The organism is Stenotrophomonas sp. STEN056, assembly GCF_056759635.1.
Genome location: NZ_JBRRDL010000017.1, coordinates 53,184 through 77,313 on the forward strand (window position 1 = coordinate 53,184; position 24,130 = coordinate 77,313).

19 protein-coding genes are annotated in these 24,130 nt (G+C 65.0%); 18 read left to right on the top strand and 1 reads right to left on the bottom strand.

Annotated elements, in window-relative coordinates; all coding sequences use genetic code 11:
• The 11 genes from ACVOLO_RS10765 to ACVOLO_RS10815 all read left to right on the top strand — a co-directional run bounded on the left by ACVOLO_RS10765 (position 1) and on the right by ACVOLO_RS10815 (position 12,482).
• Positions 1-1,353 carry a TadA family conjugal transfer-associated ATPase gene (locus tag ACVOLO_RS10765; RefSeq protein WP_481570265.1) on the top strand — a complete coding sequence of 451 codons (1,353 nt, stop codon included), beginning with the start codon at positions 1-3 and terminating at the stop codon, positions 1,351-1,353.
• On the top strand, positions 1,350-2,264 hold the full coding sequence (locus ACVOLO_RS10770; protein WP_481570266.1) for a type II secretion system F family protein: 915 nt from the start codon (positions 1,350-1,352) through the stop codon (positions 2,262-2,264). Before ACVOLO_RS10765 ends, ACVOLO_RS10770 begins: the two co-directional genes overlap by 4 nt.
• Positions 2,265-2,304: 40 nt before the next feature.
• Positions 2,305-3,237 carry a type II secretion system F family protein gene (locus ACVOLO_RS10775; protein WP_481570268.1) on the top strand — a complete coding sequence of 311 codons (933 nt, stop codon included), beginning with the start codon at positions 2,305-2,307 and terminating at the stop codon, positions 3,235-3,237.
• The gene (locus tag ACVOLO_RS10780) at positions 3,237-4,055 is read left to right on the top strand and encodes a tetratricopeptide repeat protein (RefSeq protein WP_481570269.1); all 819 of its coding nucleotides are present in this window, start codon (positions 3,237-3,239) and stop codon (positions 4,053-4,055) included. The genes ACVOLO_RS10775 and ACVOLO_RS10780 overlap by 1 nt, the downstream gene beginning before the upstream one ends.
• A complete protein-coding gene (locus ACVOLO_RS10785; protein ID WP_481570270.1) occupies positions 4,052-4,444 on the top strand; it encodes a DUF3613 domain-containing protein in 393 nt (130 codons plus the stop codon). The genes ACVOLO_RS10780 and ACVOLO_RS10785 overlap by 4 nt, the downstream gene beginning before the upstream one ends.
• A gap of 8 nt (positions 4,445-4,452) precedes the next feature.
• Positions 4,453-6,597, top strand: a complete 2,145-nt coding sequence (locus ACVOLO_RS10790; protein ID WP_481570271.1) for a TadG family pilus assembly protein — start codon at positions 4,453-4,455, stop codon at positions 6,595-6,597.
• A 190-nt stretch (positions 6,598-6,787) separates the two neighbouring features.
• A complete protein-coding gene (locus ACVOLO_RS10795; protein WP_481570301.1) occupies positions 6,788-7,453 on the top strand; it encodes a DUF2968 domain-containing protein in 666 nt (221 codons plus the stop codon).
• 194 nt (positions 7,454-7,647) lie between these two features.
• Positions 7,648-8,508, top strand: coding sequence for a thioredoxin (gene trxA / locus ACVOLO_RS10800; protein WP_481570273.1), 861 nt, complete (start codon positions 7,648-7,650; stop codon positions 8,506-8,508).
• Between the two features lie 157 nt (positions 8,509-8,665).
• Positions 8,666-10,330, top strand: coding sequence for a FecR family protein (locus ACVOLO_RS10805; RefSeq protein WP_481570274.1), 1,665 nt, complete (start codon positions 8,666-8,668; stop codon positions 10,328-10,330).
• On the top strand, positions 10,327-11,958 hold the full coding sequence (locus ACVOLO_RS10810; protein WP_481570275.1) for a CHASE2 domain-containing protein: 1,632 nt from the start codon (positions 10,327-10,329) through the stop codon (positions 11,956-11,958). The genes ACVOLO_RS10805 and ACVOLO_RS10810 overlap by 4 nt, the downstream gene beginning before the upstream one ends.
• Positions 11,959-12,020: 62 nt before the next feature.
• Positions 12,021-12,482, top strand: coding sequence for a DUF4442 domain-containing protein (locus ACVOLO_RS10815; RefSeq protein ID WP_481570276.1), 462 nt, complete (start codon positions 12,021-12,023; stop codon positions 12,480-12,482).
• Positions 12,483-12,525: 43 nt separating this feature from the next.
• Here ACVOLO_RS10815 and ACVOLO_RS10820 read toward each other — a convergent pair whose 3' ends face one another.
• The gene (locus ACVOLO_RS10820; protein WP_481570277.1) at positions 12,526-13,839 is read right to left on the bottom strand and encodes a hypothetical protein; all 1,314 of its coding nucleotides are present in this window, start codon (positions 13,837-13,839) and stop codon (positions 12,526-12,528) included.
• 74 nt (positions 13,840-13,913) lie between these two features.
• Here ACVOLO_RS10820 and ACVOLO_RS10825 point away from each other — a divergent pair, with 74 nt between their 5' ends.
• The 7 genes from ACVOLO_RS10825 (at position 13,914) to ACVOLO_RS10855 (ending at position 23,966) form a co-directional block, all read left to right on the top strand.
• Positions 13,914-14,591: a DUF502 domain-containing protein gene (locus tag ACVOLO_RS10825; RefSeq protein ID WP_481570278.1), complete on the top strand. Its 678-nt coding sequence runs from the start codon at positions 13,914-13,916 to the stop codon at positions 14,589-14,591.
• 328 nt (positions 14,592-14,919) lie between these two features.
• Positions 14,920-16,821, top strand: coding sequence for a DUF885 domain-containing protein (locus tag ACVOLO_RS10830; protein WP_481570279.1), 1,902 nt, complete (start codon positions 14,920-14,922; stop codon positions 16,819-16,821).
• Between the two features lie 20 nt (positions 16,822-16,841).
• A complete protein-coding gene (locus ACVOLO_RS10835; protein WP_481570280.1) occupies positions 16,842-17,912 on the top strand; it encodes a serine hydrolase domain-containing protein in 1,071 nt (356 codons plus the stop codon).
• Positions 17,909-18,301 (top strand): SMU1112c/YaeR family gloxylase I-like metalloprotein, encoded by a 393-nt coding sequence (gene gloA2, locus ACVOLO_RS10840; RefSeq protein WP_481570281.1) that lies wholly within the window; start codon positions 17,909-17,911, stop codon positions 18,299-18,301. Before ACVOLO_RS10835 ends, gloA2 begins: the two co-directional genes overlap by 4 nt.
• A 355-nt stretch (positions 18,302-18,656) precedes the next feature.
• Positions 18,657-19,550 (top strand): ABC transporter ATP-binding protein, encoded by an 894-nt coding sequence (locus ACVOLO_RS10845; protein ID WP_481570282.1) that lies wholly within the window; start codon positions 18,657-18,659, stop codon positions 19,548-19,550.
• 12 nt (positions 19,551-19,562) lie between these two features.
• Positions 19,563-23,141: a M1 family aminopeptidase gene (locus ACVOLO_RS10850; RefSeq protein ID WP_481570283.1), complete on the top strand. Its 3,579-nt coding sequence runs from the start codon at positions 19,563-19,565 to the stop codon at positions 23,139-23,141.
• Positions 23,142-23,519: 378 nt separating this feature from the next.
• Complete coding sequence (locus ACVOLO_RS10855; RefSeq protein WP_481570284.1) at positions 23,520-23,966, top strand: DUF2147 domain-containing protein; 447 nt, start codon at positions 23,520-23,522, stop codon at positions 23,964-23,966.
• Positions 23,967-24,130: the final 164 nt, after the last annotated feature.

Sequence of the window (24,130 nt, forward strand, 5' to 3'; positions counted from 1 at the left end):
ATGGAAGACAAAGTCACTCCGTTACCCGCACGCCCCATGGTTCCGCCGCTGCCCATCGAGGCGGCCGCCAGCGTGCCGTTCGAGCAGACCGAGCAGTTCCAGAGCGTGCTGTCGGCTGCGCACGAATACCTGCTCAACCATGTGGAAGACCAGCGGGTTGATATCGATGCATGGTCACCGGAGACCACGGCCAAATACGTGCAAAGCCAGACCGCCGCGTTCGTCAAGGAATGGAAAATTCCGGTCAATGCGCAGGAAATGGAAGCGGTCTCCAAGGCGCTGCACAAGGAACTGACCGGCTTCGGCCCGCTGGACGATCTACTGCACGACCCGGAGATCGAGGACATCCTCATCAACGGTTACAAGGACGTGCACATCTCCAGTGGCGGTGTACTGCGCCGTGCCACCCAGCGCTTCAGCGACGACCGTCACCTGCTGCGCATCCTGCGCCGCATCATCGCCCCGCTTGGCCGCCGCCTGGACGACTCCAACCCCATGGTCGATGCGCGCCTGCCCAACGGCGGCCGCCTCAACGCCATCATCTCGCCACTGGCCGTCGATGGCCCGATGGTGTCGATCCGCAAATTCCGCAAGGACCCGTTCACCCCCGACGAACTGCTCGCGCGTGGTGCCTTCGACAAGCCCATGTATGCCCTGCTGCATGCACTGGTGCGCGGCCGCTGCAACATCCTCATTTCCGGCGGCACCAGTTCCGGCAAGACCTCGCTGTTGAATGCGCTGGCCACGTTCGTACCGCACAACGAGCGGGTCATCACCGTGGAAGATACCGCCGAGCTGGCCCTCAACCATCCGCACGTGGTCCGCCTGGAAAGCCGGCTGGGCGGTTTTGACGGCGCCGGCGCGGTCAGCATCCGCGACCTGGTCCGCAACAGCCTGCGCATGCGCCCGGACCGCATCGTGGTCGGCGAAGTGCGTGGCGCCGAAGTGCTGGAGATGCTGCAGGCCATGAACACCGGCCACGACGGCTCCATGGCCACCATCCACGCCAACTCACCGCGCGACTGCCTCTATCGGCTGGAAATGCTGGCCGGCTTTGCCGGCTTCAACGGCAGCGAGGAAAGCCTGCGCCGGCAGATTGCCAGCGCCATCAATTTCATCGTGCAGATCTCGCGCCTGGGCAGCGGCCGCCGCGTCATCACCTCGATCACCGAGATCACCGGCGTCAGCGACAACATCATCACCAGCCAGGAGTTGTTCAAGCACGAACCCTGGATCGACCAGGACGGCCGCGAGCGTGACCGCTGGGTCGGGCTTGGCTTCCACCCGCACTGCTACAAGCTTGAGCCGTTCCGCCAGGAGCTGCGCGAAGCCAACATGGGGAGCTTTGCATGATGCTTCCGCTGCTGCTTGGCAGTTCCGCCCTGCTGCTCATCGCCGTGGCGATGGGCCTGTGGTGGGGCGTGGCCACGCATGTGCAGCAGCGCGCGGCTGCCGAGCACGCCGAAACCCGCCTGTCCCGCCCCGAAGCACAACGCAACGCCGAAAATCCTTTGGCGGTACGCAAACCCAGCCGGCGCTGGGCTGAACTGCTGCGGCGCGCCGGCTTGCCCGAAACCGCACGCACACTCGTGCTGCTGGCCATCCCCGGCCTGCTTGCCGGCATTGCCGCGGGAATACGCATGAACTCATTCGGGTTTGCCGTGTTCGTGCTGGCCTTGTACCTGCTGGGTGTCGGCCTGTGGCTGTACCGGCGCATGGAGAAGATCCAGCAACGGCTGGTGGCGCAGATGCCCGACTTCCTGGAAAACATGGTGCGCATGGCCGGTATCGGCAACAGCCTGTCGATGGCATTCCAGAGCGCCACGCAGAACGTCACCCCGCCGCTGCGCCCCATCCTCGACTCGGCCTTGAACTACACCCGCGCCGGCATGGATCTGGACCGCGCCCTGCAGCAGGCCGCGCAGGCCTACCGGCTGCGGCCACTGGAAATGCTGGCGGTGATCCTCGGCACCAGCATCCGCATCGGCGGGCGCAGCGACCAGATCCTGCAGCGCATGAGCGACTTCATGCGTGACCTGGAGGAAGTCCAGCGTGAGCTCCAGGCCACCACCTCGGAAACCCGCATGTCGGCCTGGGTACTGGGCCTGCTGCCGGTGATGGCCGCCTTGATGATGGCCCTGCTGAGTCCAGACTTCTTCCAGCCCATGTTCCATGACCCGCTGGGCAAGAAGATCCTGCTGATGGCCGTGGCGATGGAAGCCCTCGGCGCGGTCCTGCTGTATCGCCTGGCCAAATCGCTATGAGCACACCCACCGCCCCAACGGCCAGACCCGGGAGCATGTCATGAACCTGCTGCTGTCGCTGTCCCTCCTGCTGTTGGTGGCCGCCCTGGTGCTGGGCGCTGCCGGCCTGCTCTACCAGGGCCGGCGTTCGCAGCAGGCCAACGCCGCGCTGCAGACCGCCCTGGACAGCGCAAAACACCTCGCCCCGGAAACCACCGCACCGCGCAGCTGGTGGCAGCAGCGGCTGGCCGACCTGAGCGCCATCGGCCAGCACTTTGAAGGCAGCCGCGTGCAGAAGGCCCTGCTGGCACCGGAGGATCGCCTGCTGCTGGAACAGATCGGCAGGAACCACACCACCGGCACCGCCGTGTTCCTCGCGCTGCGGGTGATTCTGGCCTTGGCACTGCCCGTGCTTGGTCTGCTGCTGTTGCGTCCGCAGGGTGGGCAAGCCTTCATCGTGCTGATGGTGGGTTTCGCGCTCGGCATCCTGCTGCCCAAGCTGGTGCTGCGCACCTGGGCCACCCGCCTGCGCCGAAAAGTGGATGACGAACTGCCGCTGCTGATCGACCTGCTGCGGCTGCTGCAGGGCGTGGGTTTCAGCATCGACCAGAGCCTGCAGATGGTGGGCGAGAAGCTGCATGTCGCGGTGCCGGTACTGGGCAGGGAACTGCAGCTGGCCAACACCGCCTACACCCGTGGCCGCAGCCGCGAACAATCACTGCGGCGCCTGTCCGAATCATTCGGCAATGACGACCTGCGCAGCCTGATGCAGATGATCCTGCAGGTGCACCTGCATGGCGGCGCGGTGCAGGAGCCGCTCAAGCAGTTCGGCATGCGCCTGCGCGAGCAGCGGCGCATGAATATGAAGGAAAAGGTCGGAAAACTCTCGGTGAAGATGACCGTGGTGATGATGGTCACGCTGTTGCCCGCATTGATGCTGGTACTCGGTGGCCCGGCCATCATCTCGCTGGTAAACGCAGTCAGGGGAATGTGATGCGCTTGAAGAATCACCTGTTGCTTGTGCTGTTGCCCGCACTGCTTGTCGGCTGCGGTGGCCAGCGTGCGGTCTACAAGGTACCGCCGGTCGAACCGACGCTGGTGGAAACACCGCAGAACGACCGTGGCATGTACCTGGACCTGATCCGCAAGATGCAAAACCAAGGGGCCTACTACGCCTCGCTCGCGCATATCGATGCCTTCCGTCAGCGCTTTGGCGACATCGCCGAGCTGCGCATCCTGCAGGCCGATGCCCTGCGCGAAACCGGCGAACATGCCGCTGCCGCGCAGTTGTACCGCACGCTGACCAAGGGCACGCAGTCGGCGCAGGCTTGGCATGGCCTTGGCCTGATCGCGGCAACGGCCAATGATCACGATGCCGCGCAGCTGGCCCTGCGCAACGCGGTCCAGATCGACCCGCTCAACGTCAGTTATCTGGGGGACCTGGGCTTCGCACTGCTGCAGTCCGGCCAGGTGGAACCGGCGCGCGTGCCCCTGGCCAAGGCCGCCGAACTGGCCCCGGACAATGCCCGCGCCATCGCCAACCTGGCGTTGTGGGCGCTGCTCGATGGCCAGCCAGGCATGGCGGACGCAATGATCCAGCGCGCGAACCTGCCGCAGTCCACGCGCCAGGAAATCCTGCGGCTGGCATCCACCTTGCGCCGGCCTGCCGCTGCCCACGTCGCCCCCCGCGCAACGCCTGACGCGCTGGCAGCCCAACAAGGTCATTCAACCCCCTCGCTGCGGCCGGCGCCGCCGCGCTCCATGCTGGACCGCTTCAATCCAACGCCAACGCAACCGGAGACCGTGCAATGAGCAAGCAGCCCCTGATCGCCGCCCTGTTGCTTGCCGGCCTGCTCGCCGCCTCCAGCGCCAGCGCGCAACACACCCCGTTGATCGAACGCATGGCGGACACGCCCTCGGCGACGGCATCGGCGACTCCCACCGCATCCGCCCATCCCGTTGTGACCGGCACCGACAGCCCATCGCTCACGACCGCGCCACCGCGCCCACAGATCGGTGACACCACCCGCGCCTTGCTGCGCATGCAGGCCGATGGCAGCAACGCCGGCAAGGCGCTGCCGATGCTTGGCGAGACCGCCAGCCGCAGCTACCAGCGTTACCTCAACAGTTTCGATCACCCGATCCCCGAATATTTCGAGGCCACCCTGCCCACGTCCAAGCAAGGCGGCAGCAGCCGCTGAGGCCCGTCATGAAACACCCGCCCACGCAGTTCAGCAGTGCTCGTCGGCTTCTTTCCCCACACGGCCCGGCAGGTCGCCAGCGCGGTGGCATGGCGGTGATGATGATGCTGTTGCTGGTGGGCCTGGTGGTCATCCTGGGAGTGGTTGAAGTCGGCTATCTGTACTGGGCCAAGCGCGACGTGCAGAAGACTGCCGATCTGGCCGCGCTGGCCGGCGCCCAGCGCCTGGAGCTGTGCACCACCGACTACACGGACAATCTGGCAGCGCGCAGCAATGCCACGGATGACAACGGCTTCGCCGGCGCGCTGGCCATCCGCTGTGGCTACTGGGGCGCCGAGCTGCCCCGCAACGCGCGCTTTGTCACCACCAGCGCCAGTCGTCCGCTGAACGCGGTGCAGGTCACCGCTTCGCGCAACTCCATTCCATTCTTCGGCCAGGTCGGCACGATGCCGGTGATCAGTGCCACGGCCGTTGCGCGCCGTACCGAACCGCTGGCCGCTTTCAGCGTCGGCTCGCGCCTGCTCGACATCAACGGCGATGCACCACTGCAGGGCCTGCTGCGCCTGGTCGGCATCGACCTCAACCAAACCCAGATCGGCAGCTACAAAGGCCTGGCCAACGTCAAGATCACACCACGGGGCCTGCTTGAAGCCCTGGATATTCCGATTGAAATCGACATGACCGCCGGTGACTTCAACGCCCTGTTGGCGGACAGCCGGATCAGCATCGCCAAACTGCTGGATGTCATGGCCAGGCTCGCCGGCCAGCAAGGCGTGGCTGACCTCAACCTGGGCCTGCTGGAACAGAAACTGCTGGGCGTGGGGCTGGACAATGTCCTGGTGCAACTGGGTTCCACCGCTGACAGCAGCGGCCTGTTCGCGATGATCGGGGGCGGCAACCAGGCCGCCGCTGGCGCGCTGGATGTCGAACTCAATGCACTGGACGTACTCGGCACCAGCATTTCCATCGCCAACTCCGAGCACGCCGTGGCCGTTGATCAACTGAAGCTGCCACTGCTCCGCGCCAAGGCCAGCATCGTCGAACCGGCCTCCATCGCCATCGGCCCGGTTGGCAGCACGGCCTACAACAGCCAGGTCAGGCTGTTTCTGGATATCGATTCAAACTACCTGCCGCTGGGGCTGGGCCAGGTACTGGATTTCCTCGGCACCCGCGTCAAATTGCCAACCTACATCGACGTGATCGATGGCTATGGCCAATTGTCCGACATCAACTGCAGCGCACAACCGGCAACAGCCACCGTCGACGTACAAAGCCCCATTGCCAACATCTGCATCGGCAAAGCCACCAGGCCGTGGGATTCAACCAGCGAATTGTGCGCCACCGGCCTGGGCAACGAACAACTGGTCACCCTGCTGGGCCGCAATGTCCTCACCCACAAGGTGGTCCTGCCCGTGCTGCCCAATCACGACCAGCTCGTGCTCAGCCAAGGCCAGACCGGCACCGTGAAACCCAATGATCTGCAAATCGGCACGCTGCTGTCCGACCTCGTCGGCGAGCTGTTGAAGGCCCTGCAGTCGCTGCTTGCACCGCAGGGCAGCAACACCGACACCGCCAAGGACGTGGCGCGCCAGTACCTGGAAGCCACCAAGCTCAACGGCTTCTATCAACCCGACGCCGTCGTGACCGCACTGCGCGATGGCACCGCCAGCCTGCCGGCACTGGGCAACTGGGACACCCAGATCCCCACCTGCGACTACTGGCTGCTGGGCTGCACGCCCAAGAAAGTAAACGGCAACGTGTGGACAGGCTTTCTCTACGAAACCAACGTCAGCGACCCCAGCATCATCGGCGGCCTGCTCGACGTGCTGGGCATCACCTCCTGCAAGGGCCTGCTGGCGGGCCTGCTGGCTTACAACACCTGTGTGGAGAACGCTCTGGCCAAGTACCTGCAGACCAAGCCGGGCGGCATCAGCGGCAACGGCAACTACAACCCGGTCAACGGCAACGGCACTTGTTCGGGCGTGCTGTGCAGCCTGCTCAAGCCGGTGATCGACAACACCCTGCGGCCGTTGCTCGACAGCGTCGGCAAGTTGCTTTCGATGGTTCTCCCCGACGTGCTGGGCCTGCAGCTGGGCCGTAGCGATGTGCACATGCAGTCGATCCAATGTGGCCACAGCCAGTTGGTGGAATGAACCCGGCAACGGCATGCCAGATCCTTGCGGCACAGCGCTTTGCGCCGCCTGAGCGCGTGCTATGCTCGGCGCCGACCCGTACGCAGTCAGCATCTGCGACGGCCATCGCAATTCGGGGGAATTACGAGGATCTATGAGAAGGATCGAGAGATTGCCGGCACGGTTCGCATGGGCATTGCTGGTTGCCGGCATGGTGGCCGCCCCCCATGCCCTGGCCGGGCGCTGGCAGCGCGGTGAAGCCGAACCGCCCGCCGCGCCCGCGAACAGCGAAGACACCGCCGTCGGCAACACCGTTGCCGAACTGCAGCGGCTGATGAACAACCGCGAGCTGACCGAACTGCGCACCACCTACAACGGCAACTACGGCGCCAGCCTGCTGTTCCATGCCGACTCGATGAACTACTACGTGGCGCTGTTCCACGAAAAAGAGTTCTGGCGGGTGATCCGTACCGATTCGGTGGAAAGCGCCGAAGCGCTCTACCTGACGTTTGCCGAGCAGACCAAGCAACTGGCCCAGGTCTACCTGGATACCATTCGCCTGCAGGCCGGCAAGGCCTACAGCGAAAAGCTGGTGGCCTTGAACGAGCGCCGCCTGCGGGGCCTGCAGCAGGAAGTGGAGCAGCAGCGCCAGCAGTCGATGCAGGTCAGCAACGCCCTGCAGGAGCGCAAGCAGCAGGCCGTGGCACTGAGTTCGGACCTGCGTGCCACCAACTCCCAGCTGGAAGCGCTGGACAAGCAGATCAAGGCCCTGCAGGCACAGCAGGTCAACCCGGAGCTGTCACTGCCACCGGCGCCGTCCGTGGCCCCGGCCGCCGCGGCCCCGTTGCCGCAACCGGAGCCCACCGCGCAGCCGTGATCCCGCACCGCCGCCTGCTCCCGGACAGCCCGCCCCTGGCGGGCTGTCTGCGTATTGGGCTATTGCCACGGCGCGCGTGCGGCGCGTGCCCGCGCATCGGTACGGCGGCCATCGCCCCTGCCCGTACAGGCAAAGGTTGAGAAGCCGGCCAACCGTCACCATAGAGGGGGTTCCTGTCAGCCACGAATTCCGTCATGAGCGAACTTCCCCACGTTTTCGACGCCACCACCGAAACCTTCGAGGCCGAGGTACTGCAGAAGTCGATGCAGACGCCGGTGCTGGTCGATTTCTGGGCCACCTGGTGCGGGCCATGCAAGAGCCTGGGCCCACTCCTGGAAAAGCTGGCCGGTGAGTACAACGGTGCCTTTGAACTGGCCAAGGTCGACGTGGACAAGGAGCAGCAGGTCGCTGCCGCCTTCCAGATCCGCTCGGTGCCCACGGTGTTCCTGATCAAGGACGGCCAGATCGTGGACGGCTTCCCCGGTGCCATGCCTGAGGGCCAGCTGCGCGAATTCCTTACCCAGCACGGCGTACTGCCGCTGGAGGCCGCGGCCGCCACCGACGCGCCCGAAGCCCTGCCACTGGACCCGCAGGCCGAGGTTGCCGCATTGCGCGAGGCCATCAGCGCAGCCCCTGAAAAGGACGAACTCAAGCTCGACCTGGCCCTGGCCCTGCTCAAGACCGGCGCCGTGGAAGAGGCCGGCCCCCTGCTTGATGCGCTGCCGGCCAACCTGGCTACCGATGACCGTGCGGTGCGTGCCCGCGCGCGCCTGGATTTCAGCAATGCCCTGAAGGGCGCACCGGCCGCCGATGTGCTGGCCAGCCGTATCCAGGCAGATGGCAGCGACCTTGAGGCCCGCTACCAGTTCGGCATCCACCAGTTGCTGGGCGGCCAGGACGAAGCCGCGCTGGAGCAGTTCATCGAGATGCTGCGCATTGACCGCGGTTTCCGCGACGGCCTGCCGCGCAAGGCGCTGATCGACGCCTTCCGTGTCATCGAAGACGAAGACCTTGTAGGCCGTTTCCGTCGCCGCATGTCCTCCCTGCTGTTCTGAACGCACACGTTCAGGTACGCGAAACTCCACCTGAATGATAATGCGGCGCAGATCAAATCCATGATCGCGCCGCAGCGGTGTTGCGGTATCCGGGGGGATGGAGATAAACGGTCTGGAAGCCGCGCTCCGGGTGCCCGTACCTGAGGACGAGATTTCCGTGACCTTGCAGATTCCGCGATTCCTGCGCTTTGGCGCGTTGCTGAAAGTGCTGCTTGCCAGCCTGTTGCTGCTCAGTATTCCGCCCGTCCTGGCCCAGGACTGGAGCTACCGCGTCCGTCCCGGTGACAACCTGTGGGACCTTGGCGCACGTTATCTCAAGCCATCTGTACCCTGGCAGCGGCTGAAACAGCACAACGCGGTTTCCGACCCCTACCGCCTGCCCCCCGGCCAGACCCTGCGTTTTCCGATTGCCTGGCTGCGGGTCGAACCCGCGCCCGCGCGCGTGGTGGCCGTACGTGGTCCGGCGCAGGTAACAACCGGCACCGGGCTCGCCTCACAAGCCGTCAGCGAAGGCATGCAGTTGCCGATCGGCAGCGAAGTGCAGACCGGCGACAACGCCAGTGTGACGCTGGCGTTCGCTGATGACTCGCACCTGCTGCTGCGCGAAAACTCGCAGATCCTGCTGGACCAGCTGAGCAGCTACGGCAGCACCGGCATGGTCGACACCCGTATCCGGTTGCAACGTGGCCGCAGCAGCAACCGGGTAACCCCGGCACGCGGCCCGGCGTCCCGCTACATGATCAGCGCACCCACCGCGACCAGCAGCGTGCGCGGCACGGTATTCCGGGTCAGCGCGGGCGATGCCGGCGCCGCCGGTTCCACCGAAGTGACCGAAGGCCGGGTACAGGTGGTCAACCGCCGTGGCCAACGCCTGGTCGAGTCTGGCTACGCCAGCACCAGCGCCTCCGGAAACATCGCACCGGCAGCCGTCCAGCCATTGCTGCCGGCGCCGCGGATCGAGCCTGCGCAGCTGCGGCTAACGCCGCTGCCGCTGCTGGCAGCCTGGGCCCCGGTCACCGGCGCTGCCGGCTATCGCGTTGAAGTGGTGCGGGCCGATGCACCGGAAGTGCTGCTGTTCGCGCGCAACCTTGCCGAGCCCAAGATACAGATCAACGACCTGCCACCCGGCCAGCTGCAGTTGCTGGTGCGTGCCGTCAGTGCCGAGGGCGTGGAAGGCCTGGACGCCGAGCAGGTCTTTGTCGTCCCCGAGGGCCTGCCTGCACCACTGACACTCGCGCCCCTGCATGGCCAGACCGTTCACCAGCCGCAGCCACGCTTTGAATGGGCGATGGTCGAAGGCGCAACCGGCACCGTGCTGCAGCTTGCCCGCGAGCCGCTGTTCCTGCAGCCGCTGCTGGAGCACCAGGCACGCGGCCACCGCGTGCGTGCGCCCAGCGCACTTGCTCCCGGCGAATACTTCTGGCGCGTTGCATCGCTGGACGCGCAGGGGCAGCCCGGCCGTTATGGGCAGGCACTGCCACTGCGGGTGAGCGATGAACCCGTGGACCCCCAGCTGCAGTCCGACAAGGGCGGCAAAGGTGAGTTCACCCTGCGCTGGCAGGCCGGCGAGGACGGCCAGCGCTATCGGGTGCAGATCGATCGTCGCAAGGACTTCTCACAGCCCCTGCTCGACCGTGAAGTGGAAACACCGGAGGTTTCACTCAAGCAGCCCTGGCGTGGCGGCAACTTGTATGTACGGGTGCAGACGCTTGACGACGATGGCTATGCCGGGGCGTTTTCACCCGTGCAGCAGATCCACCTGCCCTGCAAGCTTTGCTATGGCGCCGGAGGCGGCGCCCTATTGCTGCTGCTTGCGCTATGAGAACACTGCGGCTGCGCTGGCACCAACACCTGCTGCTGGCCGCTGCGCTGGGCCTGCTGGCGGGCTGGGTCAGCCATGCCCGGATGTTCTGGCAACAGGATGAAAGTGCCTACGACCAGTTGGTCGGCAACTGGGGTTACGAAGCCGACCCCAGCCTGTTGATCGTCGCCATCGATGACCACAGCCTGCAGCAACTGGGGCAATGGCCGTGGCCGCGCAGCACCCACGCGCGGTTGCTTGAACGCCTGCAGCAGGCCGGCGCCCAGCGCGTCGCACTGGACCTGATGTTCATCGAGCCGGATCGCAAGGACAGTCGCCAGGATGCGGTGCTGGCCCAGGCCATCGAACGCAGCGGCAATGTGTTGTTGCCGGTACTGGCCGTGGCCCCCAGCGATGAAGCCGTGCCCGAGGAATTGATGCCGGTGCCCGCCATCGCCACGGCCGCCGCAGGGCTGGCGCACACCGACATCGAAATCGAAGGCGACGGCATCGCGCGCGGCCTGTACCTGAAGGCCGGCATCGGGTCTGCCTATTGGCCTGCGCTGGGCATGGCCCTGGCAGGCCCGGTCGATCCCGTGCCCGGGTTGGCCAGCCCGCAGGACACCGCACTGACGCCCTACCAATGGCATCGCGACAACTACGTCCGCCTGCGCTATGCCGGCCCTCCGGGGACGTTCCCGCAGGTGTCCTACAGCGACGTCCTGGAGGGACGCATCGCACCGGGGCTGCTGCATGGCCGCCGAGTGATCGTGGGCATGACCGCCAGCGGCGTGGCGCCGCGCCTGCTCACGCCCACCTCGCACGAGCGCTGGATGAGTGGCAGCGAGTACCAGGCCAATGTCGCCTCGATGCTGCTGCGGCAGCACGCCATCCTACCGCTGCCACCGCTGGCGCAGCATGCCTTCGTGGCCCTGCTGGTGATGCTCTGTGCCCTGGCAACCACCTCGCGGCTGCCGCCCTGGCTGGTGGCGGTGCTGGCGATACCGGCGCCGCTGCTGCTCAGTCTGATCCTGGTGCGCGGCCTGGAGCTGTGGTTCGCACCGATGGCCGCCATGGCCAGCATCATCGTGCTGCTGCTGGCCTGGGGGCTGTGGCGCATCCGCTACTGGCGCCGCCAGGCCAACCGCGACCCGCTCACCGGGCTGGCCAACCGCATGCGCTTTGAGGAAATGCTGCAGCTCGAAACCGACGCAGCACGGCGCAGCGGCCGCCCGTTGAGCCTGTTGCTGGTGGATGTGGACCACTTCAAGTCCTACAACGACACCTATGGCCATTACGTGGGTGACCGGGTTCTGCGGCAGGTGGCCGGCACCATCGACGGCCTGGCCCGCCGCCCGCGTGACCTGGCGGCCCGTTTCGGCGGCGATGAATTTGCGGTGATCCTGCCGGACACGCCGCAGGCCGGTGCGGTGCAGTTGATCGAAAGCCTGCTGGCACGCACGCGCCAGCAGGGCATCACCGTGGAAAAGGGGCGACTGGCCCGGGTCAGCCTCACCATCGGGGTCTATACGGTGGTGCCCTCCGCGCAGGACACCCCGGCCCGCCTGTTCGAGGCAGCCGACGCTGCGCTGTACCGCGCCAAGGAAGCTGGCCGCGACACCTATCGCGCCGAGCCACTGCCCGGCTGACACCCCGCAAACCATACGCATGCGAATGCTAGACTGGCCACCCTTCGTCAGCCTGCTCCGCGATGAAAGCCAGCCTGTTCCGTTTTGGTATCAACCTGTGGCCGCCGTTTCTGTTTGCCGGCATCCATGTCACCGACATCAGCCCCGACTACCGCCATGTGCGGGTCGAACTGCGGCAGCGGCCATGGAACGTGAATTATGTGCGCACGCACTTTGGCGGCAGCCTGTTTGCCATGACCGACCCGTTCTGGATGCTGTGCCTGCTGCAGAACATGGGCAGCCGCTACTTCGTCTGGGACCGCGCCGGCGCCATCGAATTCCTCAAGCCCGGGCGCGGCGTGGTGTGGACCGAGTTCAAGCTCGACGACGCCATCCTCGACGAGGTCAAGGCCGCCACCGCTGGCGGCCAGAAGTACCTGCACTGGTTCGAGAACGACATCCTCGACGCGCAGGGTGAAGTGGTTGCGCGGGTGCGCAAGCAGGTCTACGTGCGACTGAAGCCCGACGCTCGCGCGCAGGGCTGATTCAACCCGCCGGATCAAGGTGCGATTGATCCTGCCGGATCGATCAAGGCTCCACTGCGGTGCCCGGCAAAGGCACCGCGAAGTCCATGCCGTTATCTCTGGCGTGGTAGGACGCAATCTGCAGGCTGGTGCCCTCCTCGCCCAAACGCAACGGCCGCTCGCCGTCACGCAAGCGGGCGGGCATCTGCGCCAAGGCAGCCTCCACATCAACCTGGGGATTGGCCCGCATCCACAGCAACGCCTCGGCCAACCGCAACCGTGCACCAGCGTCCTGCAGGGACAGGCCATAACCGTCATAGGACGGTGCGGCAATCGCCGCCACGATGCAGCCCATCGCATTGGCTGCGCATTCCAGCCGCCAGACGCTGGCAGGCGTGTGTGTCCAGCGCGCCGGGACATCCGCCGCCAACGCTTCCATTGTGTCCTGCGTGCAGGCACCGGCCATGGGCAGGGCGAGCAGCGCTTCGGTTTTGGGTTTGTCCAACACCAACCACGCCAACGATGCCGGCGTAACCGCAAGGCTGCTGCTGACCATTGCAAATTCACCCTGCATTGCAGGGCACAGGCTCAGCGCCTGCGCAGCCGGTGTGACGAACACGCCGTCGCAGTGTGCAGGCAGCGGCTGATCGAGCGGCAACTCCGCCAGCACCGATGCCAACAGCTGCACGTTGCCGCCGATCATTGCCGCACCAAGATTGGCCGGCACCAGACCGTCGCTATGCGACATCAACACTTTGCCCGTGCGTACGTCGCTACAGATGCCGGCCAGCGCCTCATCGCTACGGCCCTGCACATGAGCCAGTGCATGCGCCGACAGCGAACGCTGCAACAGCATGAAGCTGGGCATGGGCAGGCGTGCATCCGCCGCAAAGCGACCGCGGTAATGGCTGTCGGCGGACAAGGCGTTGATCCGCGCCAGCAACGCCTGCTGATCGGCCAGCGCAGCTTCCACCCCGACCGGATCGGCGCGAACCTGCGCCAGACAATCAGTCTGTCGCCAGCGGCAGGGCAGGCTCGCATCGGCCACCTCGCGGTAGCGCCCCCGCGCGGAACTGGCCGTGGCTGCCGCCGTGAACGGCGCATCGCCGGACTGCCCGGCCAGGCGCTGCATCCGCGTTTCGTCTTCAGCAAGGATCGCCGCGCGCGCGTCAGCAGGCACACCCTCAAAGCCGAGGAGCCAGATGCCATCGAATGCGTTGCCGCCGGCCGGTGGCTCGGCAGGCGCGGGACGCAACAGCGCCAAAGCTTCCTGCTGCGCTTTGGGCAGCGGCATCAACCGTGATACCGACCACACCGCAACCACCAGCAGCACCACCGCGGCCAGAACCGCCAGCACCCAGCGCATGACTTTCAACACAGCGCTCTTCCCCTGCATCCGTCCCTGAACAGGATCGAGCTTATCTGCCCACGCGCTGCCGCTACAATCGCGCCATGTCGCCCGATGCCGTGTCCCCCTCCCCCCGCCCCTCCCTGCAACGTCTTTTCCTGACCGGCCTGCTTACGGTGTTGCCGATCTGGTTGACCTGGGTCGTCGTCAAATTCGTGTTCGTACTGCTTTCGGGCATCAGCAGCCCGCTGGTGGTGCCGTTGTCCGAAAGCATCGCCGCCTCGTTCCCGAACTCCCTGGGCTGGGTCAAGGTGGAGTGGATGCAGAACCTCATCGCGCTGCTGGCCACCCTGCTGGTGATCCTGGCGGTGGGCGTTCTCAGCCGCCGGGTGATCGGCCAGCGCCTGCTGCGCTGGTTTGGCGCGGTCATCCGCCGGATTCCGCTGGCCAGCATCATCTACGACAGCGCAAAGAAGCTGCTGGACATCCTGCAGACCCAGCCTGGCAGCACCCAGCGCGTGGTGCTGATCGACTTCCCGCACCGGGACATGAAATCGGTGGGCCTGGTCACCCGCGTCATCCGCGAGACCGGCACCGGCCGCGAGCTGGCCGCTGTCTATGTGCCAACCACGCCCAACCCCACCTCCGGCTACCTGGAAATCGTGCCGGTGGAACTGCTCACGCCCACCGACTGGACCGTGGACCAGGCGATGAGCTTCATCATCTCCGGCGGCGCGGTCGCACCGGAGTCCGTACCGTTCACCCGCACGGTGGACCGCTGAATCCCGTATCCATTCGGCACTGAATTGCACTGATATCCGGTGGAGTAACCGCCGATTGCGGCACGGCCAAATCCCGGCACGGCACAGACGAAGCAGGACAACAGATGGCGCATGGCCTGACCTGCTTCGGGCCTGCGGACGTGTCCTGCGTCCCCGTCCCGGCGTGCCATGCCCTGTGGCCACACACGTTCAGTGCCATGCCGGGCGACGGCAGTTAACAGCTTCATAACGTCATCCCCAACGGCAAGCACTACTTCAGTGGGAGGCCGCTGGTCGGAACGCGCGTTATCGGGCAAGCTCCCGGGCTTGTGTGTACCCGGAACAGCTGATGTCCTCCAGCCCGCTTCGCCTCCTGGCGTTTGCCATCGCTTCGATCATGATCCTGCCTGTTGCTGCACCTGCGCAGGCGGCAAAGAAAAAGGCCCAGCGCCCTGCTGCGTCGCAGAGCCGGGCCACCCAGCCCAGGCCGTGCACGGCACCGCGTCCGGCTCCCCGTCGCGCCACCCCTGCACCCTTGCCGGTGCAGCAGGACAAGGCCGCCCAGCTCAACCGCATCTACGACGAATACTGGGACGCCTCGATGCGGTTGAACCCGCTGCAGGCCACGTTCCAGGGCGACCCGCGTTTCAACGATCAACTGCCGAACTTCCTGTCCCCGGCATCGCGCCAGCAGTCACATGATTTCATGGTCGAGTGGCTGGGCAAGGTGGAGAAAGTGGGTTCTGAAGGCCTGCAGGGCCAGGACCTGCTCAGTTACGAAATTTTCCTGCGCGATGCGCAGGTGTCGCTGGCCGGCGAGCAGTACCCCACCTGGATGATGCCGATCAACCAGTACAACAACCTGTCCAGCATCATTGCCGTGCTGGGCTCCGGTGCCGGTGCGCAGCCGTTCCGCACGGTCAAGGATTACGAAAACTGGTCACGCCGCTCGCTCGGCGTACCCGCGCTGTTCGACCAGGCCATCGTCAACATGCGCGAGGGCATGGCCGCCGGCGTGGTCCAGCCGCGTGCGCTGATGGAAAAGGTATTGCCGCAGCTGGATGCGGTGATCAAGCCGACCGCCGAGGAAAGCCTGTTCTGGGGCCCCATCCGCAACATGCCCGAGGATTTCTCCGCCGAGGACAAGGCGCGGTTGACCGCCGAATACAAGCGCATGATCGAATACCGGATCATTCCGGCCTATCGCGCCCTGCGCGGCTTCATCGCCACCGAATACATGCCGGCCGCACGCAGCACCGATGGCATGGGCGCACTGCCCAATGGCCAGGCGTGGTATGCGTACAACGTCGCCAGCAGCACCACGCCGGCACGAACGCCGGCCGAGATCCACTCCCTCGGCGAGCAGGAAGTAAAAGACCTGCAGGCCCGCATCACCGCGCTGATGAAGGCATCAAAGATCCGCGGATCGATGCAGAAGACCTTCAACACGATGCGCAATGACCGCCAGTTCGTGTTCAAGGATGCCAATGCACTGTTGGCCCGTTACCGCGAAACCAGCCAGCGCGTGGATGCCGTGCTGCCAGGCATGTTCAACCAACGGCCCAAGGCCGCACTGGAAATCAAGCCGGTCGAACCGGAGCGCGCACTCACGGCCAGCGCCGCCAGCTACCAACCCGGCAGCGGCGATGGCCAGCAACCCGGCGTGCTCTACGTCAACACCAGCGACCTGCCCTCACGCAAGCGCTGGTCGGTGACGCTGCAATACCTGCACGAAGGCATTCCCGGCCACCATTTCCAACTGGGGGCGCAACAGGAACTGGCAGGCCTGCCCCGCTTCCGCCGCCTGGGCGGCGATGTTGCCTATGTCGAAGGCTGGGGCCTGTATGCCGAATCACTGGGCGAGGAACTCGGCCTCTACAACGACCCTTACGACCACCTGGGCTACCTGCAGACCACCTTGCTGCGCACCGTGCGCCTGGTCGCGGACACCGGCTTGAATGCCGCCGGCTGGAGCCGCCAGCAGGCCACTGAGTACATGGCCGACAACGCCGACATCTCCGCCGCCGATGCCGCTGCCGAAGTCGAACGCTTCATGGCATTGCCGGGCCAGACCCTGGCCCTGCGTGTGGGCGAGATCAAGATCAAACTGCTGCGTGACAAGGCCAAGGCCGAGCTGGGCGAACGTTTCGATGTGCGTGAGTTCCACCACGAGATATTGAAGGACGGCTCCATGCCGCTGGATATTCTGGAAGCCAAGATCGACCGCTGGATCGCCAGCAAGAAAGCCTGACAACCACCCCAGGAGCCGCCATGTACCGATGGATGTACCGACTCGCCCCGTTGTGCCTGTTCGCGTTCTCCACCGCCATGGCGGCCCCCGCCGTGCCCGCACCCGACCCGGGCGTTGATGCACTGATGCAGGCCTATGACGGCCAGGTGCCCGGCGCTTCGGTGCTGGTGCTCAAGGACGGCCAGCCTGCATTCCGCCGCAGCTACGGCTTGGCCGTGGTTGAAGATGGCACCCGCGCCACGCCCGCCAGCAACTACCGGCTGGCGTCGGTGAGCAAACAGTTCACCGCCGCCGCCATCCTGCTGCTGGCCGAAGACGGCACGCTGTCCATCGACGACCCCGTGAAAAAATGGCTGCCCAGCCTGCCCGCCGCGGCCGACCCCATCACCCTGCGGCAGCTGCTCAGCCACACCAGCGGCCTGCTCGATTACGAAGACCTGATGAACCCGGCCGACACCCGCCAGGTACACGATATCGACGTGCTGCGGCTGCTGGAAAAGGAAGACCGCACCTATTTCACGCCCGGCAGTGACTACCGCTACAGCAACAGCGGCTACGCGCTGCTGGCCCTAGTGGTGGGCAAGGCGTCGGGCAGCGATTTCGCCAGCTTCCTGCGCCAGCGCATCTTCCTGCCACTGGGCATGAACAATACCTATGCACATCAAGATGGCGTGGACGATGTGCCGAACCGGGTCTACGGCTACAGCGAAATCGATGGCCGCTGGCAACGTACCGATCAAAGCACCACCAGCGCCGTACTCGGCGACGGCGGCATCTATTCCTCCATTGACGATCTTGGCCGTTGGGACGCCGCGCTCTATGACGAGCGCCTGTTGCGTCGCAGCTCGCTGCAGCTGGCTTTCAGCCCGGCCACAACCACCGATGAGCCGGATGTGCCGCATTACGGCTTTGGCTGGCGCATCAATGGTGACGCGCTGTGGCACAGCGGCGAGAGCATCGGCTTTCGCAACGTGATCGTGCGTTATCCCGAGCAGAAGCTGACGGTGATCGTGCTGACCAACCGCAACGCGCCGGAACCGTATTCCCTGGCAATCGACATCGCCCGCCGCTGGCTGGACGCCGCGCAATGAAGGTGTTGTCCGGCATCCATCATGTCGCGCTGATCACCGCTGACTACGCGCGCTCGCGTGATTTCTACACGCGCATTCTTGGGCTGGAAGTGATTGCCGAAAACTTCCGCGCGCCGCGTCAATCCTGGAAGCTGGACCTGCGCCTGCCCGACGGCAGCCAACTGGAACTGTTCTCCTTCCCGGCGCCACCACCGCGCCCAAGCCGACCCGAAGCCTGCGGTCTGCGTCACCTGGCGTTCCGCGTGGACGCATTAGATGAAACGGTCGCCCATCTGCAGCATGAAGGCGTGGCCTGCGAACCCATTCGCGTGGATGAATTCACAGGCCGGCGCTTCACCTTCTTCGCCGACCCGGACGGATTGCCGCTGGAGCTGTACGAAGACGGCTGAGGCTTGGGCTTTGGCTGCTGATTCAGCCCCTCTCCCGCCTGCGGGAGAGGGGTTGGGGTGAGGGCAGCTTTGCTTCTGGCTCGTGCCTTTCGCTTTTAAAAGCCATTGAAGCAACGACGCAAGCGCCCTCATCCGCCCTTCGGGCACCTTCTCCCGTAAACGGGAGAAGGGAACAGCTCAGCTGCGCATGCTTCTGACATCTCCTGTACTTCCCGCACCCGCCCCTCAGCCAATCCGCACCACCCCAGTCACATCCTCCCCAACCGCACGTCCTATGACCTAGTGACTTCCGGCGCATTGCCCACCCCGGCCGTGGCCTGAATGATGCTTCCATCATCCAAGGAGAGGTTGGCCCATGCTGCATATCCGTGGTTTGTCAAAAACCTACGCCAATGGCGTACACGCGTTGAAGAATGTGGATTTGGACATTCCACGCGGCATGTTCGGCCTGCTCGGCCCCAATGGCGCGGGCAAATCCTCGCTGATGCGCACCCTGGCCACGTTGCAGGAGGCCGACGCTGGCAGCGCCACGCTTACCCTCGCCGACGGCGCCAGCATCGATGTACTCAAGGACAAGGATGCACTGCGCCGCCGGCTGGGCTACCTGCCGCAGGACTTCGGCGTGTACCCGAAGGTGAGCGCACTGGATCTGCTCGATCACTTCGCCGTGCTCAAGGGCCTCACCGCGCGCAGGCAGCGCAAGGAAGTGGTGGAAGGCCTGCTGCAACAGGTGAACCTGTGGGACGCGCGCAAGCGCAAGCTCGGCACCTACTCCGGCGGCATGCGCCAGCGCTTCGGCATTGCCCAGGCGCTGCTGGGCAATCCGCAGCTGGTGATCGTCGATGAACCCACCGCCGGTCTGGACCCGGAAGAACGCAACCGCTTCCTCAACCTGCTGGCCGAAATCGGCGAGAACGTGGCGGTGATCCTGTCCACGCACATCGTCGAGGATGTCACCGACCTGTGCCCCAGCATGGCCATCATGAACAAGGGGCAGGTGTTGTTGACCGGCCGCCCCGCCGACGCCATCGACGCGCTGCAGGCGCAGGTATGGCGCAAGCAGGTGACCAAGGCTGCGTTGCCGGAGTACGAATCACGCTTCACCGTGCTGTCCACGCGCCTGATGGGCGGCCACCCGGTGATCCATGTGTTCAGCCCGTCGTGCCCGGAACAAGGCTTCGATCCGGTGGAGCCAGGTCTTGAGGACGTCTACTTCCAGCGCCTGCGTCTGCAGGCGCAGGCGGCCTGACGGAGAGAGCCCATGACATTGACCTTCCTGCGCTTCGAGCTGCGCGAGCAGCTCCGTTCTCCGCTGCTGTGGCTGTTGGCGGTGCTGTTCGCCCTGCTGGCCTTCGGCGCGGCTTCCAGTGACGCCGTCCAGATCGGCGGCGGCATCGGCAACGTGCATCGCAATGCGCCGTCGGTGATCGCCACCTTCATGACCTCCTTCACCCTGCTCGGGTTGCTGGTGGTCACCTTGTTCGTCAGCAATGCACTGTTGCGCGACTTCGAGCTGGGCACGGCCGAGCTGGTGTTCTCCAGCCCGGTCAAACGCCGCGACTACCTGCTGGGCCGCCTCGGCGCGGCGCTGCTGGCCAGCCTGTTGATGTACGTCATCATCGCCATCGGCCTGTTCGTCGCCCAGTTCATGCCGTGGATTGACGACGCCCGGCTTGGTCCTGTGTCACTGCAGCCGTACCTGTGGTCGTTCGTGTTCATGGTGCTGCCCAACGTACTGTTCACCACCGCGCTGTTGGCGGTGCTGGCGGTAACCACCCGCAACATCCTGTGGGTGTACATCGGCGTCATCGTGTTCTTCGTGCTGTACGGCGTCAGCCGCGCGATATTGGCCGACATCGACAACCAGCGCCTGTCCTCGCTGCTCGACCCGCTGGGCATGCGTGCGATGTCACAGGCCATGCGTTATTGGTCGGCCGAAGAGCGCAATACCGGCCTGCCCGCCTTCACCGGCTACCTGCTGGAAAACCGCGTGCTGTGGCTGGCGGTGACCGGCGCGTTGTTCGCCGCCACCTTCACCCTGTTCCGCACCGAGCGCAGCGGCACCGGCGGCAAGCGGGGCAAGAAGGTTGCCAACGTCGCCATCAGCGACAGCGCACGCCCGAGCGTGGTGGCGCCCCGGCTCACCCCGGCTTTCAACGCCGCCACCGGCTGGAAACAGCTGCTGCGCCAGGTGGCTTTCGATGCGCTGGGTGTATTCCGCAGCGCGCCGTTCCTGGTGCTGCTGGTGCTGGGCATGGCCAACTTCATTCCCAGCGCGTTGTTCCGCAAGACCATGTACGGCACGCCCAGCTGGCCGGTGACCTCGCAGATGCTGGAGGCCCTGCAGCAGAGCTACAGCTTCCTGCTGATCATCATCGTGCTGTTCTACGCCGGCGAACTGGTATGGCGTGAGCGCAGCGCGCGCATCGATGGCATCAGCAATGCCATGCCGGTGCCGAACTGGGTGCCGTTGCTGGGCAAGTTCCTCACCCTGGTAGCGGTGGTGGCCACCTTCCAGGCGGTCGGCGGGCTCACCGCCATCGTCATCCAGTTGAGCAAGGGCTACACGCAGATCGAACCACTGCTGTACCTGAAAACACTGTCGCTGGACTCAGGCGCCTACATCCTGATGGGCGGCATGGCCCTGGTGCTGCAGGTACTGAGCAACAACAAGTTCCTTGGCTATGCGCTGCTGATCCTGATGCTGATCGGGCAGTCGGTGCTGGGCATGCTCGACTACACCCAGAACCTCTACAACTTCGGCAGCTGGCCGAATGCGCCGTATTCGGACATGAATGGTTACGGCCATTTCCTGACTGGGCAGTTCGCCTTCCAGGGCTACTGGGCGCTGTTCCTGCTGGTGCTGTTGCTGGTATGTGCCGCCTTGTGGGTACGCGGCGTGGATTCGGGCTGGCGCCAGCGCCTGCGTCTTGCGCGTCATCGTTTGAGCGGCAAGCTCGGCGCGGCACTGGCGGTTTCGCTGGCGGCGTTCGTGGCCTGTGCCGGCTGGTTGTACTGGAGTACCAACATCCGCAACGAGTTCGTCTCGCCGGATCAGTCGCTGGATCGCCAGGCCCGCTATGAGCGCGAGTACCGCAAGTACAAGGATCTGCCACAGCCACGCATCATCGCCATCGACAACACCGTCGACCTGCATCCGGAAGAGCAGTCGGTACGCATCGATGGCCACTACCGGGTGCGCAACACCCACGCCGCCGCCATTCCGACCGTCCACGTCGCAATGGGTGATGACCGCACCCTGACCCACATCGAGATGGGCGGTGCCAGGCTGACCACGCACGACGAGGCACTGGGCTACCGCATCTATACGCTGGATGCGCCGATGCAGCCGGGCGAGGAACGCGACATCCGCTTCACCGTGGACATCCACCCCAACGGCATCACCGCCGACCAGGCGCAAAGCCAGATCGTCGACAACGGCAGCTTCTTCAACAGCCGTGTGTTGCCGGCATTCGGCTATGACACGGGTGCGGAAATCAGCGACCGCAACGAGCGCCGCAAGCGCGATCTCGGCGAACCCACCCGCATGCCCAAGCTGGAAGATGAAGCCGCGCGCGCCAACACCTACATCTCCAACGATTCGGACTGGCTGGATTTCCGCACCACCATCTGCACGGCACCGGACCAGATCGCGTTGTCGCCGGGTTACCTGCAGAAGGAATTTGAACGTGACGGCCGCCGCTGTTTCAGCTACGCGATGGACCGGCCGATGCTCAACTTCTACGCCTACCTGTCGGCACGCTGGGCGGTGAAGAAGGCGGCCTACAAGGACATCCCGATCGAGATCTACTACGACCCCAAGCATCCGTACAACGTGGACCGGATGATCGAGGGCGTGCAGAAATCACTGGCCTATTTTGAAGCCGCCTTCAGCCCGTACCAGCACCGCCAGGTGCGCATCATCGAGTTCCCGGGCTACCGATCATTCGCGCAGAGCTTTGCCAACACCATCCCGTACTCGGAATCCATCGGCTTCATCGCCGACCTGCGTGACAAGGAAGACATCGACTACGTGTTCTATGTCACCGCACATGAGATCGCACACCAATGGTGGGCGCATCAGGTGATCGGTGCCAATGTGCAGGGCGCGACCGTGCTGTCCGAATCGCTCTCGCAGTACGCGGCACTGATGGTGATGGAAAAGGAATACGGCCGCAGCCACATGCGTCAGTTCCTGAAGGATGAACTGGACGGCTATCTGTCCGGACGCGGCGGTGAGGATGTGGAGGAATTGCCGCTGTATCGCGTGGAGAACCAGCAGTACATCCATTACCAGAAGGCATCGTTGGTGTTCTATCGCCTGCGTGAGGAAATGGGCGAAGAAGCACTGAACCGCGCGTTGAGCCGCTTCATCCAGGCCAAGGCATTCCAGCAACCGCCGTACACCACCTCGGCCGAACTGCTGGAGTTCATCCGTGCCGAAGCCAAGCCCGAACAACAGGCCCTGATCACCGACCTGTTCGAGAAGATCAGCTTCTACGACAACCGCGTGGTCGAAGCGACCGCGAAGAAGCGCAGCGACGGGCGCTACGACGTCACCCTGCAACTGCATGCCGACAAGCGCTACGCCGACGGCATGGGCAAGGAGACCGCCGGCACGCTGGACGACTGGATCGAAGTGGGCGTGTTTGCCAAGGGCCCTTCCGGCAAAGAGCACGATGAAAAGGTGCTGTACCTGCAGCGCCATCACATCACCGCAAGTTCGCCCACGCTGACGGTAACGGTGGACCAGCTTCCCGGCGAAGCCGGCTTCGACCCGTACAACAAGCTGATCGACCGCGTCTCGGCCGACAACCGCAAGCGGGTGACGCTGCAGTAACGGGAACAGCGCCGCGCAAGGATTGAGCCCAGCGCTTGCTCAAAGCTCTTGCTCAAAGCTCTTGCTTAAAGCCCTTGCTTAAAGCCCCTCTCCCGCCTGCGGGAGAGGGGTTGGGGTGAGGGCAGCTCTTGCTCTTGCTCTTGCTACCGCTTCAACACAAGCAACACGCCCGAAGAAGCCCAAAGCCCCCTCATCCGCCCCTTCGGGGCCCCATCTCCCGCAAGCGGGAGAAGGGAGCCGCCGGGCAGGGCTGCAACCTCCAGGCCCGAACTGCCTTGAATCTGCTGCACCGCGGATTCCGTACGGCGTCGAATGGGGTTACATTCGACACCGTACCGGCGCCGCCGGATGCTGAAGCACGCCCTGGGAGGGGATTCAATGCGCACCACGATCAAGACCCTGTTGCTGGCCCTGCCGCTGATGGCCGCCGGCTTTTCCGCCAGCGCCTCGGACAGCGCCGCCGGCCGCTGGAAGACCATCGACGACGAAACCGGCCGGGTGAAATCCATCGTCGAAATCACCCAGGCCGCCAACGGCAACCTCACCGGCCGCGTGCTGCAGGTGCTGCAATCCGCGCAAGGCCCGAATCCGGTCTGCGACAAGTGCGACGGCGCCAACCGGGGCAAGCCCATCGAGGGCATGACCATCCTCTGGAACCTGCGCCCCGACGGCACCAACAAGTGGGCCAACGGCACCATCCTGGACCCGGCAAAGGGCAAGACCTACAGCTCCAAGGTCGCCCTGATCGAAAACGGCGGCAAGCTGGAAGTCTCCGGCTGCATCGCCTTCATCTGCCGCTCGCAAACCTGGCTGCGCGACCAGTAAACCGCTTTAAAACCCCTCTCCCCGCCTGCGGGGTGAGAGGAGCAGCTTGCGAACCACGGGTTCGCTGCTCATCGAACGCCCTTGCGCCAGCGCAAGGGCCGGGACGCGGAGCGGGGGTTGGGGTGAGGGGCTTTTATAGCTAGACAAGGTCAAAAGCTCCCCTC